Source organism: Mycobacterium fragae, from assembly GCF_002102185.1.
In the GTDB taxonomy this organism is placed as follows: domain Bacteria; phylum Actinomycetota; class Actinomycetes; order Mycobacteriales; family Mycobacteriaceae; genus Mycobacterium; species Mycobacterium fragae.
Map to the genome: position 1 here is coordinate 115274 of NZ_LQOW01000002.1, position 17025 is coordinate 132298.

Sequence of the window (17025 nt, forward strand, 5' to 3'; positions counted from 1 at the left end):
TTAGATGCAGTCCGAGGCGCCGTCGACAACGAAGACGGCACCGCTGGTGTAGCTGCTTTGCTCGCTGCACAGAAGCGCGATCGTGGGTGCGATCTCGGCGACAGTGCCCAAGCGTCCCAACGGGATATGCGCCAGTTCGGCATCGACCAGCTCTGCGACACCATGCATGGGCGCGGTCATCGGCGTGTCGATCGTGCCCGGCGCCACCGCGTTGACCCGGATTCCTTTGCCCGCCCATTTGACCGCGAGATTTCTGGTGATCGAGATGATTCCGGCCTTGGCCGCGCCGTAACCGGGCACCAGCAAGACTGCTCGCAACGCAGACATCGAGGCGAGATTGACCACGCTGGCGCCGCCCGCCGCCGTCGACGCCTTCAGCGCCCGATAGAGGCCGACCGTCAACCGGTACGGGCCGGTCAAGTTGAGCGCGACCGATGCGTCGAACCCGTCGGGCTTCGACTCGTCAAGGCCGCCAGGGAAATTCGCGCCTGCATTGTTGACCAGCACGTCGAGTCTGGTGAAGCTCTGCGCCAGCGCGTCGACCGACTCCGGATCGGTGATCTGCAACTGTCGATAGGTCATGCCGGACAGGTCGGCGTCGTAGTTCGCGGCGGCCGGTTTGGTTCCGGTGATCGTGACGTCGGCGCCGGCGTCGCGAAACAGCACGGCGGTGGCATGCCCGATGCCGCTGGTGCCGCCGGTGATCAACACTACAGTGCCGGTGAAGTCGAAACTGACTCGCGCCGTCATGAGTACCTCGCAATTTGCTCACGCAGCCAAGCGCTCTCCCAGAAGTTCGTACTCTCGGCCAGCAGGACTTCGTGGGCTTCCCGCAGCACCTCGCGCGCCCCTGGATGATCCACAGGAACAAGCTCGACGAGATGGATGGCGTGCAAGGGGCGGCCCATGTCCAGGTGTGCCCGCGCGCGCTCCATAAGTGCGTCTGGGCCGGCAAGTTCGACCACGTCGGCAGCGACAGCGTCGAATTCGACGGGGTACAACTCGGTGGTGGAGCGATGGTGGAACCAGCCCGAGTAGTTTTCCCAGATCGCCCGCACATCCCAGGCGACCTTCCCATAGCCTTGGCCCACTTCGTATTCCGCGGGCAGGGTGATTTCGCGCATCAGAGTCCGCACATCCTTGCCGGCATTCATCCCGACGACGGTCTGGTCATGGACGTACTGGACGGCGTTGCGCAGTCTCGTCAGCTCGGCGTTGATGCGCTTCTGCCCGGCGATCGGTTCGAAGTGACCGGTCACCAACAACTCCGGCTGCAGATCGCGCACCCGCTCGATTGAGGCGATAGCGGTCAAGGCGTCACGGTATCGGTCACCGCGGATGGTAACCAGGTTCGGAATGTGCCCGAAGATAGGCCCGAAGGTATTGCCGCACAAGCAGATTCTTTCCTCGGGCAACCACACCACCAGTGAGTCGGTGGTCTCACCGCCGGGCACGGAGATCAACTCCATCCGCCGCCCGCCGACCTCCAGCATGAGCGTGTCCGCGAAATCGAGATCGACGACGGGCACACTCTGGCCAGGCAGGTGTGTGGTGCCCAGACGCCGTTGAATGGCCTGGATACCCTCCGCCAGGGTGTCCTTGAAAGCGAACGCGCTGCGGCTGCCCCGGTACGGGATCAGGCGTTCGTTGTCGTCGCGCCACAGTGTCCAATTCGCTTGTGCGACAACGGTGGTGTCGAGGTCACGGACGCTGTCCAGGCCGCCGACATGGTCGACGTGGCCCTGGGTGAAGATGATGTAGCGCACGGGCGAGGGGTCGACGGCGTCGAAGTTGGCGCGGTGCACCGGCCCTTCGAAGCCCATCCCGGTATTGATGATCACCCGGCCGTCGCCGGTGGTCAGCAGATAGGAATTCGACAGGCCCGGCGAGCACCACAGTCCCGGGGCGATCTGCTCGGCCTTCTCGGCGGCCGCGGGGCGCATGGCGTCGGCGCCCGGCCGGCTGCGATAGACCGGTTCGAACTCGGCGCTCATTGCTGCTCCTCGGGACGGACGTCGAACCTGTCGAAGTAGAAGCCGAACCGCGCGCGGAGTTCGGCGGGCGTGACGCCGAAGTGCCGTTGCAGGTGGTAGCGGATGCGGCCGTGCTTGCCGCGCGGGTTGCCCTCCAGATACTGCTGAAAGCGTCCACGCACCTCCGGTGTTAGTTCGACTCCACCGCGCTGGTAAAGCTCCTCCAGCAACGGTATTTCATTGCCGTTGAGTCGATGGAAGCTGACATCGATGCTGCGCTCGGCCGGCACCAGGTCCCGGTCGCGCACGCACGCACTGAGCAACCGGTGCACGCGGTCGCTCCAGTAATCCACCAACCAGTCCGGGCCGATGCTGATGCGGCGCAGCCGATCGGAGTAGGCCATCATCGTGATCGCCGACTGGATCACCGCGACGGGGTCGCGGTGCGTGAAGACCACCGTCGCGTCGGGGAAGGTTGCCATCAACGGTCCGAGCTGCTCGCAGTGCTGGGGACTCTTGAGCACCCAGGTCCGCGGGCCGCGCAGGAATGTCAACGCCTGCAACACCTTCTTCATGTACACGTAGTGCCGGGTCTCGTCGAGGCCCAGGTAGAAGTCCCGCCAATCGGGCACGCGCGCATGCCATTCCAACACGTAGCCGGCCAAATCGAGGTCGAGGAGTTCGACCTCTTCCTCGATCGCCTCGGGAAACCGGTCATGCATGGCGGCGACCACGGGAGCGCTGGCCATCAGCGCATCATGTTCGGACTTGGCTCGCGCGTACCGAGGGTCAACACCGAGAATGTCGGGGCCTTCGCCGCGCGCCGGGATCGGTTCCTGGCTCTCCCAGTACGGCAGCGCGCGCCTGCGCGGGTCGGCCGCAATGAGATTCACCAGATGCGTGGTGCCAGATCGCGGCATCCCGACGACGATGAAGGGCCTTTCGATCGCGATCGACTCGATCTCGGGATACCGCGTGATGAGATCGGTCAACGAGAGCCGGTTGCGCAGCAGCCGGACCACGCGCTGCCGCAGCGACGAGCGAGTGAGCTGGGTCAGCCCTTCGTCGGCTTCGATCGCGGCCACGTGCGCGGTCAGGCGATCACCGAAGCCGTCTGTATCGGCCAGATCGTCGACGCCCGCCTGCTCAATGGCCTCGGCGAGCATCTCATCGATGTCGAATGTGACGTGTCTCGATTCGGTGTATTCCAGAATCTGACGCTGGACCTCGGTCAGCTTGGGCGCCGTCAGGTCGTCGAAGTCGATGTCGGCGATGTCGAGGCCCGCAGAACCCATGCGACCGCCTCCTCGTCTTGGTGTCGCAAGGCAGAGTATCGCCAACTGGGACCTTCGGCGTTTAGCCGAGCCTGCCTTGGGGTATGCGCGGCGCCGAGCGGCGCACAGCCCATAGCCCGCATTCGTAATCTGCCTAGCTACCGGAGATATCTGCCATGTCCGACATGATCATTCAATCGCCCGACGAAGTTGTCGGGTTCCTCAAAGCGCAGCACAACCTCATCGAGGACCTGTTCGACCAGGTGCTGCACGCATCAGACCCGCAGGCGCGGGAGAAGCCGTTCGTGCAATTGCGCCAATTGCTTGCCGTGCATGAGACAGCCGAGGAAATGGTGGTACATCCCCGGGTGCGCCGCGAGGTGGATGCCGGCGACACGATTGTCGATGCTCGACTGAAAGAAGAGCATGAGGCCAAGGAGCTCCTGTCAAAGATCGAGGGCATTGACATCACCTCGCAGCAGTTCATCGACGAGGTCACCCAGCTCCGTGACGCCGTCCTTGAGCACGCCGAGCGTGAGGAGAGCGAAGAGTTTTCTCAGCTGCAGCGGGAACTGGACGGTGACGAACTCAAACGGCTGGGCACAGCGGTGCGAGCAGCGGAGGCCATTGCGCCTACCCGACCGCATGCCGGCGTGGAATCGGCGAAGTTGAATTTCGCCGTCGGCCCGTTCGCGTCGATGCTCGACCGCGCTCGTGACCTCATTGAGCACGGCCTCGGCTAACCCTGCGCATGGCTGTTCGCGCGGCCACCCTGGCCAAGCTGCACGGCGTGACCAACATCGCGGGCGGATTGTGGCCCCTGATCCATATGCGCAGCTTCGAGGCGGTGCTCGGACCCAAAGTCGACCGGTGGCTGGTATACACCGTGTCAGGGCTGCTGGTGAGCATCGGGGCCGCACAATCCGCCTCGAGCGCAGACCCTGCCGGTGTCCGACAGGCGCGCCGCCTCGGGATGGGTACCGCGCTCACCCTCGGTGCCGTGGACTTGGTGTATGCGTTACGCCGGCGAATCAGCCGCGTTTACCTCGTCGATGCCGCGATGGAGGCCGGGTGGCTACTCGCCTGGGCGGCCACTTCCGTCGACGGTCTGGGGAGCGCAAAGGACTCTCCGTAGTGTGGGTGAGGTGACCGTTGGCCGGGATACCACCGTCGCTCTGCAGGACCGCTTCTATCGGGAGCTGCCGGAGCTGTCGGTCCCATGGCAAGCCGAGACTCCCCCTGACGCTCGGCTGCTGGTGCTCAACGAGCCGCTGGCGACCGAGCTTGACCTCGACCCGGCCTGGCTGCGCAGTGCCGACGGAGTGCGCTTCTTGGTGGGCAACATGGTTCCCCGCGGTGCGGCTCCGGTAGCGCAGGCCTACGCCGGGCACCAGTTCGGCGGCTATGTACCGCGGCTGGGCGACGGGCGCGCCCTGCTGCTGGGCGAGCTCGTCGACGTCGACGGGCGCGTCCGCGATATCCACCTCAAAGGCTCGGGGCCCACACCGTTCGCACGCGGTGGGGACGGCCTCGCGGTGGTGGGACCGATGCTGCGCGAGTACATCATCAGCGAGGCGATGCATGCTCTGGGCATCCCAACAACGCGGTCCTTGGCCGTAGTAGGCACCGGACGTTTGGTGCGGCGTGAGACGCTACTACCCGGCGCCTTACTGGTCCGGGTGGCGAGCAGCCACCTGCGCGTCGGAAGCTTCCAGTACGCAGCGGCTAGCGGCGACGTCGAACTGTTGCGACGCCTGGCCGACCATGCGATCGCCCGTCATCATCCCGGCGCGTCGGAGGCCGAGCGCCCTTACCTCGCGCTGTTCGAAGCGGTGGTCGCTGTGCAGGCGTCGCTGGTCGCGCAATGGATGCTCGTCGGGTTCGTGCACGGGGTGATGAACACCGACAACATGACGATCTCCGGCGAGACGATCGACTATGGACCGTGCGCCTTCATGGAGGCCTACGACCCGGAGACGGTATTCAGTTCGATCGATTTCTGGGGCCGCTATGCGTACGGCAACCAACCGGTAGTCGCCGGGTGGAACCTCGCTCGGTTCGCCGAGACACTTCTTCCGTTGCTATCGGACGATCTTGATGAGGCAATCGCACTCGCGGAGGGGTCGTTCGGTGTATTTCACGCCCGGTACGACGCCGCATGGGAATCCGGTATGCGAGCCAAGCTCGGCTTGTCCACAGACGTCACAGCCGAGAACGTCACGCCGTTGGTCGACGAGATGCTCCTCCTGCTGAAGGAGAACCACGTCGATTACACCTCGTTCTTCCGCCGCCTCAGCCAAGCGGCTCGTGGCGACGACATCGATTTGGCCGAGTTCGACGGCTGGCTCACGCGCTGGCGCGCGCTGGGTCCCGACGCCGAATTGATGGACCGGGGCAACCCGATCTACATCCCGCGCAACCATCTCGTCGAGGAGGCTTTGGCCGCGGCGACCGCCGGCGATCTCGGTCCGCTCGAGCAGCTCCTTGCCGCGGTGACCGCACCCTATGACGCACGACCGGGCTTTGAGCGCTATAGCTCCCCTGCCCCAGAGGATTTCGGTGCGTACCGCACCTTCTGCGGCACCTGATCAACCGCTCTGATCTACCAGAACCGCGCCGTCCGGCCGGTCCCCGAAGGTCTGCAGCGAAATATCGTCTGGCTGCGCTGCCAGTCGAATGATCTGCGCCAGCTGCCACGGCGCATCGCACTGAAGATAGTGATCGGCACTGGGCACGACCCAGTAGCGGCTTCGCCCCGGCTTGTCTCTGAGGTATGTCTGCCATACGTGGTTGGCGACCCGCAATGGGGAGACGTTGTCATGCAAGCCCCATACCAGGCTGGTGTTGAATTCCATCCTGGAAAACGCGTCAAGCCAACTGGTTTCGTCCGCAGCGCGCTCGTGAAGATATTGGATCACGTCGGGCAGGACTTGGATTCCGTCGTTGAACGCGAAGCATTTCGCCAGCGCGGCGATCTCGGGATCGTCAAGGGTGCGCCGCGGCATGAATGTGGTGGCGCCCAAACCCGCTGCGAGGGTTTCCGGAGTCGTCGCACGCGCCGTGTCGCGCCCTGTCGTGCTGTCCAACAACGCATTCTGGTAGGCGGTGAGGTTCGCCAGCGGAAGATAGATATTGCCGTTCGTCAAAATGACTTCGGTGGGCACAGAAGCGGGTTCTTCGGCCGCCAGCAACCCCAGCGCAATCATGCCGACGCTGCTGCCTCGATCATGCGTGAGCATCAAATATCGATCCAGCTTCCACACCCGAGTGATCGCGTGAACCAGCAGACGCGCATCGTCTTACAGCGAATAGCGGTAAGGCGCGGGCGGCTTATCGGAGAGCCCGGCGCCGGGAAAGTCCAGCAGAAATATCTCGAACTCGGCGCCCAGCTCACGGCTCAACGCGAAATAGTCGATGCTCGACGTCGGGAAGCCGTGAACACAGACCAACGCCGGCGCTCCCGGCGTGCCGCAGCGGCGGGTGAAGACACTGGCTTCTGTTCCATTGTTGGCGGCCGTTGATGACGCCCACCGAATTTCCGCCCCGCCGCTTCGCCACTCTCCGAAGATGTCCACGCACATCATGATGCGCGGTGAGGTCAGCGACTGGGCGCGCGGCGTTGGTAACCCGCCGTCAACCGGAATAGCGCGCGGTCCAGCGTCGGCAAGATCTCGGTGATGGCGATCTCGCCGGCAGCGAACCGGGCCACCAGTCCATAGGCGAGGTGGGAAATGATCGCGGGGAGGTCTTCGACCAGCCCGGCGTCGGCGCCCTCCAGAACGGCCATGGTGGCGGGGATGACGGCATCCAGTCCGCGACTCACCAGCCGCTGACCTCCGGGGGCAGACCGCGCGCGAAAATACGCTCGCAGCATGTCCGGATGACGCTCCCACGGTTCGAAGATCGTCCGGAACACGCGCATCAGGCCGTCGTAGATGGATTCGTCCGCATCGTGAGTCTGCGCGGCCAAGCCGGCATAGCGGTTCTCGTCCATCCAGCATTCGAGCGCCGCGAGGATCAACGCGTCCCGGGTCGGATAGCGCTTGTAGATGGTGGCCAGCGACGTCCGTGCACGCCGAGCGACCTCTCGCAGCTGCACAGCGTCGTACCCCTCGGTCTCCAAAATCTCCACGACGATGTCGAGGATGCGATCGTGGCGGCGATCCTGGTCGCCAGCCATCGCCTCAGCGCTAGCCACGCGTCGAAATCACCCCCTTGCCGCCGCTGAGTAACACGGTTACTCTACCGGTTGTAACGTGGTTACTCAATCAGGAGGTGCGGGTGGCCGGACGGGTCGCAGACAAGGTCGCGTTCGTCACCGGTGCAGCGCGCGGCCAAGGCCGCAGCCACGCGGTGCGGCTGGCGCAAGAGGGCGCCGACATCATCGCCGTCGACATCTGCCAACCAATCGACAACTCACCGGCTCCACCGGCGACGCCTGAAGACCTCGCGGAGACGGCCGACCTGGTCAAGGGCCTAGATCGGCGCGTCGTCACCGCCGAGGTCGACGTCCGCGATTACGACTCGCTCAAAGCCGCGCTCGACAGCGGCGTCGAGGAACTGGGACGGCTGGACATCGTCGTCGCCAACGCCGGTATCGGCACCGTCGGCGTCAGGCTGGACCGGATGGACGAGGACCTCTGGCAGGAGATGATCGACGTCAACCTGAGCGGCGTGTGGAAGTCGGTGAAAGCCGCTGTGCCGCATCTGCTTTCCGGCGGCGCTGGCTCGATCGTCATGACCAGTTCGGTCGCCGGGTTGAAGGCATACCCCAACACCGGGCACTACGTAGCGGCCAAACACGGAGTCGTCGGGCTCATGCGGTCGTTTGCCGTCGAGTTGGGCCCGAAGAACATCCGCGTCAACTCGGTGCATCCGACGCACGTCAATACACCACTGTTGATCAACGAGAAGACTTTTCGGCTGTTCCGGCCCGACCTGGAAAATCCCGGCCCCGACGACTTGGCTCCGGTGTGCCGGACCTTCCACACCCTGCCGATCCCCTGGGTGACTGCCGAGGACATCAGCAACGCGGTGCTGTTCCTGGCCTCCGACGAGTCGCGCTACATCACCGGCGTTGCACTACCGGTCGACGCCGGCAGCTGCCTGAAGTAAGGACCAACATGACCACTACCCATGACACCGACGTCTACTACGACCCTTACGACGTCAACATCACCGCTAACCCCTATCCCATCTACGCCCGGCTGCGCGACGAGGCACCTCTCTATTACAACGAGCGCTACAACTTCTGGGCGATCTCGCGCCACGCCGACGTCGAAGCGGCACTGTCGGATTGGGAAACGTTCTCCAACAGCCGAAGTGACATCCTCGAACTGGTCCAGTCCAAATTCGACATGCCCCCCGGCGTGATGATGTTCGAGGACCCGCCGGTGCATACGATGCTGCGCGGAGTGATGTCCCGGGTCTTCACGCCGCGGCGGATGGCCGCCATCGAGGACCAGATCCGGCGCTACTGTGTGCGATGCCTGGATCCGATGGTCGGGACGGACAGCTTCGACATCATCGCCGAACTCGCGTCCATGATGCCCATGCGCGTCATCGGCATGCTGCTCGGCATCCCCGAAGACGAGCAGATCGGCGTGCGCGACGCCAACGACGCCAACCTGCGCACCAGGCCCGGCACACCGATGAAGGTCGCCGACCCCGATGCGATCGCCGATGGCCGCATCTACGCCGACTACGTCGACTGGCGCGCCAAGAACCCCTCCGACGACCTGATGACCGCGTTGCTCAACGTCGAGTTCGAGGACGAGAACGGCGTGACGAGAAAGCTCACCCGCAAAGAGGTACTGCACTACACACAGGTCGTCGCCGGTGCGGGCAACGAAACGACGGGCAGGCTGATCGGCTGGCTGGCCAAGGTGCTCGCTGAGCATCCCGAACAGCGTCGAGAAGTCGCGCAGGACCGGTCATTACTGACGCGCGCGGTCGACGAAACGTTGCGATTCGAGCCAACCGGCCCACACGTCGCGCGCTACACCATCCGCGATTACGCGGCCTACGGCACCACTGTGCCCGCCGGCAGCGCCATCCTGCTGCTGTTTGGCGCCGCCAACCGAGACCCGTTGCGCTACAAGGATCCCGACACCTTCAACATCCACCGCGACAACATCTCGCACCTCACGTTCGGCAAGGGTGTGCACTATTGCCTGGGCGCGAATCTGGCACGCCTGGAAGGCCGGGTTGCGCTCGACGAGTTGCTCAACCGGTGGCCCGAATGGGAAATCGACTACGACAGCTTGAAACTCGCGCCCACGTCGACGGTCCGCGGCTGGGAGCGGCTGCGTGTCGTCCTTCCCTGAGACTGGCTTGCTAGTCGCTCCTGGCCGGGGCGAGCCGGGCCATGCCACGCAGGATCCATGGTGTCCGCTTGGCCATAATGGCGACCGCGCGGTCCGAACGGCGCATCACAGACCGAGGGCCGGGGGTAGGGGCTGACGCCAGCTGCGCCTCGGGTGACTCTGCCCGCGGCCCGTGGCGGTCGACTGCAAGCAGTTGCCAGCTGCCGGGTACACCGCGCAACTCGACGCTGCCGCGGTCCTCGAAGCCCGTCCCCGAGCCCACGACAAGATCGCGGACGGTGCTTGAGACGAGGATTTCGCCGGCGCCGGCCTGGCCCATGATCCGCGCCGCGATGTGTACTGCGATCCCCCCGATGTCGTTGTCCAGCAGCTCGCACTCGCCGGTATGAATGCCGATGCGAATCTCGATGCCCAGTTTCTCGGCATCGTCACGCAGGGCCTCCGCACAGCGGATGGCCTGCGTCGGGCCGTCGAACGTGACGAGGTGGCCATCGCCCGTGCTCTTCACCACGCTCCCGCCGAATCGTTCCGCGAGTTCGGCCGTAACCTCACCGAAGCGCTGCAGCACCGCACGCCACCGCTCGTCGCCCGTCTCCGCGGCGCGTTGCGTCGACCCGACCATGTCGGTGAACAGCACAGTGCGCAGGGCGCGATGCGACTGTGACGGCGCCGCATGAGTTCCGGTAAGCAATTTCTCGACCTCGGCAGTGATCTTGTCCGGCTCGGTGAACCAGGGTGCGTGGTCCGCACCGTCGAGCTCGAGCATTCGCGCTCCGGGGATGTGATCGGCGAGGTAGCGGCCCAACTGCACTGGGACGGCAGGGTCGTCGCGGGCATGGACGACAAGGGCCGGCACCGCGATCGCGGGCAGGATTGGCCGGACGTCCATCCGAAACGAGGCTTCGAGCGTCGCCCGCGCCATTCCCGGGCTCGCGCTCATGCGCTCCAACATTCCGAGCTGGCGTATCGACCGGACCGACGGAATGAAACACTTGAGTGCCGCGCCGCTGCCCCACTCCGAGAGGGTGGCGCGGCCGAATTTCTGTCCGTTTTTGATTTGCTCCGTTGAAGGTGCGTAGTGCTCGCCCAACTCAGAGGCGGCGCGTGCCCGCAGATCGGCGGGGTCCATATCGAGCTCTTCCCACCCTCCGAAGCCTGTGTACGAGGACGTGCCGGTAAGGATCAACGCCCGCGTGCGCTCCGGCCGTGTTGCGGCGAAGACCATAGTGGCCGGCCCGCCCTCGCTGACTCCCATCAGGGCCGCTTTCTCGAAGCCTGCGGCGTCCATGACGGCCTCGATCTCGGCCGCTCGATCATCCAGCGTGCGAACCTTCGGTACCGGGTCGGACAGCCCGACCCCGGCCTTGTCGAACAGCAGCACACGACAAAACGTGGAGAGCTGCTCCATGAAAGCTCCGAATTCGGGCATGCTCCAGAACATCTCGACGTGGCTGACGAACGACCCCGCGAAGACGAGTTCGACCGGCCCGTCGCCGAACAACTGATACGCCAGGCTGAGGTCGCCGCAGGATGCATACTGCGTGTCCGCCACGGGCTGAGCGTACGTTGCCCGGGCGCAGGCTTTACCCCAGTTTGGCGAACTCGGTCTGCAGCTCATCCAGACGTCGGAGCGTCTGATCGCGAGGTTCGGTCGGCAGTTCCACCAACACGTGCTCTACGCCGAGATCACGGTAGCCTTCAACGTCCTTGGCCTTCGGTTCTTCTCCCATATGGATGTTGATCACCGGCACGTCGTGGCCTGCAACAGTGCGCAGCTCTTCGAGCTCACCCGACAGAGCTTTCGCCGATGGACTCAAGGAGATCCAGCCGGCCTTCAGCCGGGCAATGCGCTTGAAACTTGCGGTACCGCCACCCAGATACAGCGGCGGATACGGTTTGGTCGCCGGCTTCGGCCAGCTGTAGATTGCGTCGAAGTCCACGAATTCCCCATGGAATTCGGCCTTGTCTTGCGTCCAGATCTCGATCATCGCACGGAGGCGCTCTTCAGACACGCGTCCGCGCACCGCGGGGTCAACACCATGGTTGGCGATTTCTTCACGCAACCAGCCCACGCCCACGCCGAAGCGAAACCGCCCCTGCGACACCAGATCCAGCGATGCGACCTCTTTGGCCGTCAGGATCGGATCGCGCTGCGGGAGCAACGCGATGCCGGTGCCCAAGACCAAGTTCTCGGTGGCGATCGTCGCCGCCGTCAACGCCACAAACGGGTCCAGCGTGCGGTAGTACTTGGGCGGAATCGGGCCGCCCGCTGGATACGGGGTCTGCGCGTCGACCGGGATGTGCGAGTGCTCGGCGAGGAAAAGCGACTCAAACCCGCGCTGCTCGAGCGCCACGCCCAGGTCGACTGGACTGATTCCCTCGTCGGTGACAAAGGTCAGGACACCGAAACCCATGCTTGCTCCCATCGTCAACGTCTAATGATGAAAGGCAACAGCGCGTCGGCGCGAACTTATTCCGGCGTCTCCGGTATGCGCTTCTTCGGTCGCGCCGCGCCCCACAGCCCGACGGCGATGCCGATCACAGCACCACCCAGGCCGATGAGCTGTGAGCCCTTCATCTCGTCACGAACGCTCAGCCCGCCGAGCAGGTCGGAGGCGTCGGCGCCAGCGGAGGCAAGAAACCAGCCCCGCGTGTTTTTGCCACGCAACGCCGCCGTCGCGAGCAGCCCGCCGATCAAGGCGTCGCGGTAGCCCATCGACCGCAACAGCAGTCGTGCCGTCGGCGTCGGCTCGTCCCGGTCGCCCCACAGCCGGTTCGCACGCACGGGGTCGACGAGAAACTGGATTCCCGAGGCAAGTCGGATGCTGCCTGCGGCCAATGCGGCACGGTCGATCGACATGTGCCGCAGCCTAGATGCATTCAGCGCGCGCCGCGTACCAACCGGCCGGGCCGTGCCCCGGTGTCGACGCCGTCGCGGCGCGTGACCACCCCGTTGACGATCGTGGCGGTGTAGCCGGAGGCGCCCTGGATCAGCCGGTGACCACCGGCCGGCAGATCGAAAGCCATCCGCGGGGCATGCAGCGTGAGGGCATCCATGTCGATCACGTTGACGTCGGCCCTCTTTCCGACCTCGATGACCCCGCGGTCCGAAAGCCCGAACAGCTGCGCGGTGTCGTGAGACTGCTTGCGGATGACGTACTCCAGCGGCAGCTTCTCCCCACGGCGACGATCGCGTGCCCAGTGTGTCAGCAGGAAGGTGGGATACGACGCGTCACAGATCATGCTGCAATGCGCCCCGCCGTCGGACAGTCCGACCACGCCCGCAGGATGCATGAGCATCTCCCGGATCGCGTCGTGGTTGCCGTAGCAGTAGTTGTAGAACGGCAGCATCAGCATTGCCGTCGCGTCGGACTCCAGCATCAGGTCGTAGAGCGTGGCCAAGGGATCCTCGCCGCGTTCGGCGGCGATCTTCTCGACGTTGCGTTCGTCGGTCGGCTCGTAGTCGGGGGGATCACCGATCGCGTAGAGCCGGCCAAGCGAGTATTGAACGAGGGCAAACATGTTGTCGAACAACACGTTCGGGTTCGGCGGCAGGTCGTCCTCGGATAGGATCGCGGCCTTCACAGCGGGATCGGCGAGACGCTGCGCCAGCTCCTCGCGACTGCATTCGGCCTTCAGCCGGCGGAAGGTCGGGCGGTGCGTGAAGGCGTGATGCCCCTGAAAACCGAACAGCATGCCGAACGGTCGTGCCGCTATCTGGGGGTACAACCGGCTGCCCGCCGCGTGGGCGGCCGCCGAGATGTCCAGCTGTTCGCGCCACAGGTCCGGGGCGGCGTCGACCTGGATCATGCCGAATGAAATCGGCCGGTCGATCTCCGCGCCGAGGCGCTGCATCCACTCCAGCTCCTTCTTGGGCGCGATGATGTCCTCGCCAGCCACGCCCTGAGGGGCCAGCTCGAAGACGGCCTGGCCGCCGGCAGCCATGGCCCGGCCGAGTCCGAACAGCTCGTCCTCCGCGGCATAGGTTCCCGGAACCGGCTCGCCGTCGATGGCCCGGTGACCGAGCGTGCGCGACGTCGAGAAGCCCAGCGCGCCGGCCTCGACGGCCTCCTGCACTAGGCGCGCCATCGCAGCAATGTCCTCCGGGGATGCGGGCTCGTTGCGGGCGCCCCGCTCGCCCATGGCGTAGGCGCGGACCGCGCCGTGGGCTACCTGGCTGCCCACGTCGACGGCGAATTCCCGCTTTTCGACGGCATCGAGGTATTCGGGGTAGCTCTCCCAGCCCCAAGAGATGCCCTCTGTCAGCGCGGTGCCGGGAATGTCCTCGACACCCTCCATCAACCCGATCAGCCAATCTTCCTGACCCGGCCGCACCGGGGCGAAGCCCACGCCGCAGTTACCGGTGACGACTGTGGTCACGCCGTGACTGCTGGACGGCTCCAGCAGGTCGTCCCAGCTCACCTGGCCGTCGTAGTGGGTGTGGATGTCCACGAACCCCGGCGCGACGATCTTTCCGGACGCGTCGATGGTCTCAGCGGCCTCGCCTTCCAATGGCGGGTCGTCAGGGCCCCGACGGCGAACCTCGACGACCCTGCCGTCCTTGACGGCGACATCGGCGTCGAATCGATCCGCACCCGTCCCGTCTACGACGATGCCGCCGGTGATCTTGAGGTCGAACACGATTACTCCCTCGGATGCCGTGCCAGCCGTTACTCTGGTCAATGTAACACCGTTACAGACACTCGGGAAGGCGGGAGCGCTGCGATGACGACCCAAGCAACCCGTGCCCGGTCTGAGGACGCGATCGGCACGCCGCCACAACGCCCCACCCTGGTGCCCGCCGAGCGCTACATCTCCACGACGTTCGCACGGCTTGAGGTGGAGCGGATGTGGCCGAGTGTCTGGCAGGTCGCCTGCACGGTCGACCACGTCGCCGAACCCGGCGACTACTTCGAATACCGTTGCGGCCCATACTCGGTACTGATCGTTTGCGGCGACGACGGCGTGCTGCGCGCATTTCAAAACGTCTGCCGGCATCGGGGCAATTCACTGTGCGCCGGCTCCGGTTCGGACCTGCGCGAACTGCGCTGCGGCTATCACGGCTGGACGTGGGACCTTTGCGGCGCGCTCAAGCGGGTCCCGAACCGCAAGGGATTTGGGGCTCTGCAGATGTCGGAGTATCCACTGTTCGCGGCCCGCGTCGACACGTGGGAACGACTCGTGTTCGTCAACCTCGACGTCAACGCGATCCCCTTGATCGACTACCTGGAGGCGGTGCCCCAGGACATCGCGTGGTGCAGACTGGGCGACTTCCGTTGCTATGCCACCATGACCATTGAGGTCGAGGCCAACTGGAAGACGATCGCCGACGGCTACAGCGAGACCTATCACATCCAGACGCTGCATCCCGAGCTGCACAGGTGCATGGACGATGTGTATGCGCCGCAGGTGATTTGGGGACACACAGGCAAGTCCGAACAACTCTATGGTGTGCAGAGCCCACGTCTCAAAGAAACGCTCACCGACAGTGAGGTGTGGGACGCCTATGTGACCACCCAGGGCGCATTGATGGGCGTCGCGGAAGGCACCCCGTTCCCCGCGGAACAACTCGAACCGGGCGAATCGGTGGCCGACGTGATCGCAAAGCGCACAAGAGCTTTCGCCGCCGAACGCGGTGTCGATCTGAGTTGGGCCAGCACGGACCAAGTGCTGCGACTGCACCAGTACAACGTCTTTCCGAACCTGACGCTGCTCACCAACGCCGACCACCTGACTGTGATGGCATCACGTCCCGGGCCTGATCCTGATCACGGCGAATTCGTGATGTTCCTGTGGACGCGTATGCCGCACGGTGCGCCGCGAAGCAAGCCCACCGACGTTCGGTTGAAGGCGGGCGAGGCCGACCCCGGTCTGGTGATGACCCAGGACATCACGGTGTTGGCGGGACTTCAGCGCGGCCTGCACCAGCCCGGGTTCACGCATTTGACGCTGTCCAACGAGGAACGACGCGTGATCAACATGCACCGCAACCTCGAACGCTACCTCGAGCTGCCCGACTCCGAGCGCATCACCGGAGGTGAGACCGCGTGACGACGCCGGGCAAGGCCATCACTGCCGAGGCGATCCTTGACGCTGCGGCACAGCTGATCGAATTGGACGGGGTTGAGGCGTTCACCATGCGTGGCCTCGCCGAGCAACTCGGGGTGGCGGTCACCTCGATCTACTGGCATGTCGGAGGCAAAGACAAACTCTTCGACAGCCTGGTCGATCGATTGCTTTCTCAGATGGCGAATCTGCCCATCGAGGGTGACACCACAGTCGAACGCATCGCGTCACTTGCGCGCTCCCAGCGCAGGGTACTGATCGAGCGACAACACCTGCTGCGCATCGCGCATGAACAGGACCGCACGCCGATGCTGTTCCTGCCGATTCAGCGCACATTAGCGGCGTTACTGGCCGAACTGGGGGTGGCCGGGACCGATGCCGCACTCATCCTGCGAGCAGTCCAGGTTCACGTCATTTCGTCGGCCGTGATGCAGTTCTCGGCCGTGCGTGGAGCCAAGCACGACGAAGAGGATCCGTCGCTGTGGACCGACGACTGGCCCGACCAAGCCCTCGTCGAGGCGCTGCAATCCCCCACCGACTACGATGCCGTTTTCGAATACGGACTCAATGCGTTGCTGGCGCCCTTGCAGACCAAAGAGAACTGATGATGCACGACCTTTCGAGACGCGAAGCCCTCAAATATGCTTGCGCCGCACCGATTCTGGGAACGTTGGCTGCGACATCCAACGCGCCGACGGCGTCGGCTGCCAACATGAGACTGGTCGACTTTACGGAGCACATCGTCGCGCCGGACCAGATCAAAGCGGCGGGCTTTGACGGAGCAGTGGTCTACGTGGCCGAATCGCGGCCGGGCGCAAACTTCGATTTCAAGCCCGTCACCCGCGAGTATGCCGATGCGCTACGCGCAGCGGGTCTCCAGATCGTCAGCAACTACCAGTACGGCAAGCCCGGTTGGCCCACCCCGTCGGATTTCACGAGAGGGCACGACGGGGGCGTGGCCGACGCTCAGACGGCTCTTCGACTGCACGGCGCGGCCGGAGGCGGGAATTCGGCGCCGATCTTCTTCAGTATCGACGAGGACATCGACCTCAGCACCTGGATTAACGTTGCGGTCGAATGGTTTCGAGGAATCAACTCGGTGCTGGGAGTGGACCGCACTGGCATCTACGGGCATGCGCGTGCCTGCGCGTGGGCGATCAAAGACAACGTCATAGGGCACTCAACCACCGCGGGTCACCGGTGGGCATGGCAGACGATCGCGTGGTCTGGTGGTCAGCGCGAGCCCGCAGCGGTGCTTTACCAGGTTGTGGTCAACACCCCCTCGAATCCGGGCGTGCTCGTCGGAGGTACCCACCTGGATGTGGACGAGGTCCTCGCGGCCGATTTCGGGCAGTGGGATTTACATCGATAGTCGTATGCTCGCCT

General features: G+C 64.7%; 16 protein-coding genes and 1 pseudogene. 8 read left to right on the plus strand and 9 right to left on the minus strand.

Annotated elements, in window-relative coordinates; translation table 11 throughout:
* The 3 genes from AWC06_RS00600 to AWC06_RS00610 are packed head-to-tail and all read right to left on the minus strand — an operon-like array spanning position 1 to position 3268.
* A complete protein-coding gene (locus AWC06_RS00600) occupies positions 1–750 on the minus strand; it encodes an SDR family NAD(P)-dependent oxidoreductase (RefSeq protein WP_085193340.1) in 750 nt (249 codons plus the stop codon).
* Positions 747–1994, minus strand: a complete 1248-nt coding sequence (locus AWC06_RS00605; RefSeq protein WP_227371018.1) for an MBL fold metallo-hydrolase — start codon at positions 1992–1994, stop codon at positions 747–749. Before AWC06_RS00605 ends, AWC06_RS00600 begins: the two co-directional genes overlap by 4 nt.
* On the minus strand, positions 1991–3268 hold the full coding sequence (locus AWC06_RS00610; RefSeq protein ID WP_085193342.1) for a sulfotransferase family protein: 1278 nt from the start codon (positions 3266–3268) through the stop codon (positions 1991–1993). Before AWC06_RS00610 ends, AWC06_RS00605 begins: the two co-directional genes overlap by 4 nt.
* A gap of 155 nt (positions 3269–3423) precedes the next feature.
* Between AWC06_RS00610 and AWC06_RS00615 the strand changes: the two genes are divergently transcribed.
* Genes AWC06_RS00615 through AWC06_RS00625 form a run of 3 tightly spaced genes read left to right on the plus strand, consistent with a single transcriptional unit; the run spans position 3424 to position 5835 of the window.
* A complete protein-coding gene (locus tag AWC06_RS00615) occupies positions 3424–3990 on the plus strand; it encodes a hemerythrin domain-containing protein (protein WP_085193344.1) in 567 nt (188 codons plus the stop codon).
* An 8-nt stretch (positions 3991–3998) separates the two neighbouring features.
* Positions 3999–4382, plus strand: coding sequence for a hypothetical protein (locus tag AWC06_RS00620; protein ID WP_085193346.1), 384 nt, complete (start codon positions 3999–4001; stop codon positions 4380–4382).
* Positions 4383–4392: 10 nt separating this feature from the next.
* Positions 4393–5835, plus strand: coding sequence for a protein adenylyltransferase SelO (locus AWC06_RS00625; RefSeq protein WP_085193426.1), 1443 nt, complete (start codon positions 4393–4395; stop codon positions 5833–5835).
* Here AWC06_RS00625 and AWC06_RS00630 read toward each other — a convergent pair.
* Together AWC06_RS00630 and AWC06_RS00635 are read right to left on the minus strand one after the other, a co-directional pair.
* Positions 5836–6822, minus strand: a pseudogene (locus tag AWC06_RS00630) (alpha/beta fold hydrolase). It abuts the gene before it with no gap.
* Between the two features lie 23 nt (positions 6823–6845).
* On the minus strand, positions 6846–7427 hold the full coding sequence (locus AWC06_RS00635) for a TetR/AcrR family transcriptional regulator (protein WP_085193348.1): 582 nt from the start codon (positions 7425–7427) through the stop codon (positions 6846–6848).
* Positions 7428–7528: 101 nt separating this feature from the next.
* Here AWC06_RS00635 and AWC06_RS00640 point away from each other — a divergent pair, with 101 nt between their 5' ends.
* Both AWC06_RS00640 and AWC06_RS00645 read left to right on the plus strand, forming a co-directional pair.
* Positions 7529–8362 carry a mycofactocin-coupled SDR family oxidoreductase gene (locus tag AWC06_RS00640; protein ID WP_085193428.1) on the plus strand — a complete coding sequence of 278 codons (834 nt, stop codon included), beginning with the start codon at positions 7529–7531 and terminating at the stop codon, positions 8360–8362.
* Positions 8363–8370: 8 nt separating this feature from the next.
* Positions 8371–9573, plus strand: a complete 1203-nt coding sequence (locus tag AWC06_RS00645) for a cytochrome P450 (protein ID WP_085193350.1) — start codon at positions 8371–8373, stop codon at positions 9571–9573.
* A gap of 10 nt (positions 9574–9583) precedes the next feature.
* Here the strand turns inward: AWC06_RS00645 and AWC06_RS00650 are convergent, their stop codons facing one another.
* Genes AWC06_RS00650 through AWC06_RS00665 form a run of 4 tightly spaced genes read right to left on the minus strand, consistent with a single transcriptional unit; the run spans position 9584 to position 14214 of the window.
* Positions 9584–11125, minus strand: a complete 1542-nt coding sequence (locus AWC06_RS00650; protein WP_085193351.1) for an adenylate/guanylate cyclase domain-containing protein — start codon at positions 11123–11125, stop codon at positions 9584–9586.
* Between the two features lie 31 nt (positions 11126–11156).
* The gene (locus AWC06_RS00655; RefSeq protein ID WP_085193353.1) at positions 11157–11987 is read right to left on the minus strand and encodes an LLM class F420-dependent oxidoreductase; all 831 of its coding nucleotides are present in this window, start codon (positions 11985–11987) and stop codon (positions 11157–11159) included.
* Between the two features lie 56 nt (positions 11988–12043).
* Positions 12044–12433, minus strand: a complete 390-nt coding sequence (locus tag AWC06_RS00660) for a DUF4267 domain-containing protein (RefSeq protein ID WP_085193355.1) — start codon at positions 12431–12433, stop codon at positions 12044–12046.
* A 20-nt stretch (positions 12434–12453) separates the two neighbouring features.
* Positions 12454–14214 (minus strand): N-acyl-D-amino-acid deacylase family protein, encoded by a 1761-nt coding sequence (locus AWC06_RS00665; protein ID WP_085193357.1) that lies wholly within the window; start codon positions 14212–14214, stop codon positions 12454–12456.
* Positions 14215–14298: 84 nt separating this feature from the next.
* On the opposite strand from AWC06_RS00665, the gene AWC06_RS00670 reads away from it, so the two are divergent.
* The 3 genes from AWC06_RS00670 to AWC06_RS00680 are packed head-to-tail and all read left to right on the plus strand — an operon-like array spanning position 14299 to position 17011.
* Positions 14299–15624, plus strand: coding sequence for an aromatic ring-hydroxylating oxygenase subunit alpha (locus AWC06_RS00670; protein ID WP_085193359.1), 1326 nt, complete (start codon positions 14299–14301; stop codon positions 15622–15624).
* Positions 15621–16244 (plus strand): TetR/AcrR family transcriptional regulator, encoded by a 624-nt coding sequence (locus AWC06_RS00675; protein WP_085193361.1) that lies wholly within the window; start codon positions 15621–15623, stop codon positions 16242–16244. Before AWC06_RS00670 ends, AWC06_RS00675 begins: the two co-directional genes overlap by 4 nt.
* A complete protein-coding gene (locus AWC06_RS00680) occupies positions 16244–17011 on the plus strand; it encodes a DUF1906 domain-containing protein (protein WP_085193363.1) in 768 nt (255 codons plus the stop codon). Before AWC06_RS00675 ends, AWC06_RS00680 begins: the two co-directional genes overlap by 1 nt.
* The last annotated feature ends 14 nt before the right edge of the window (positions 17012–17025 follow it).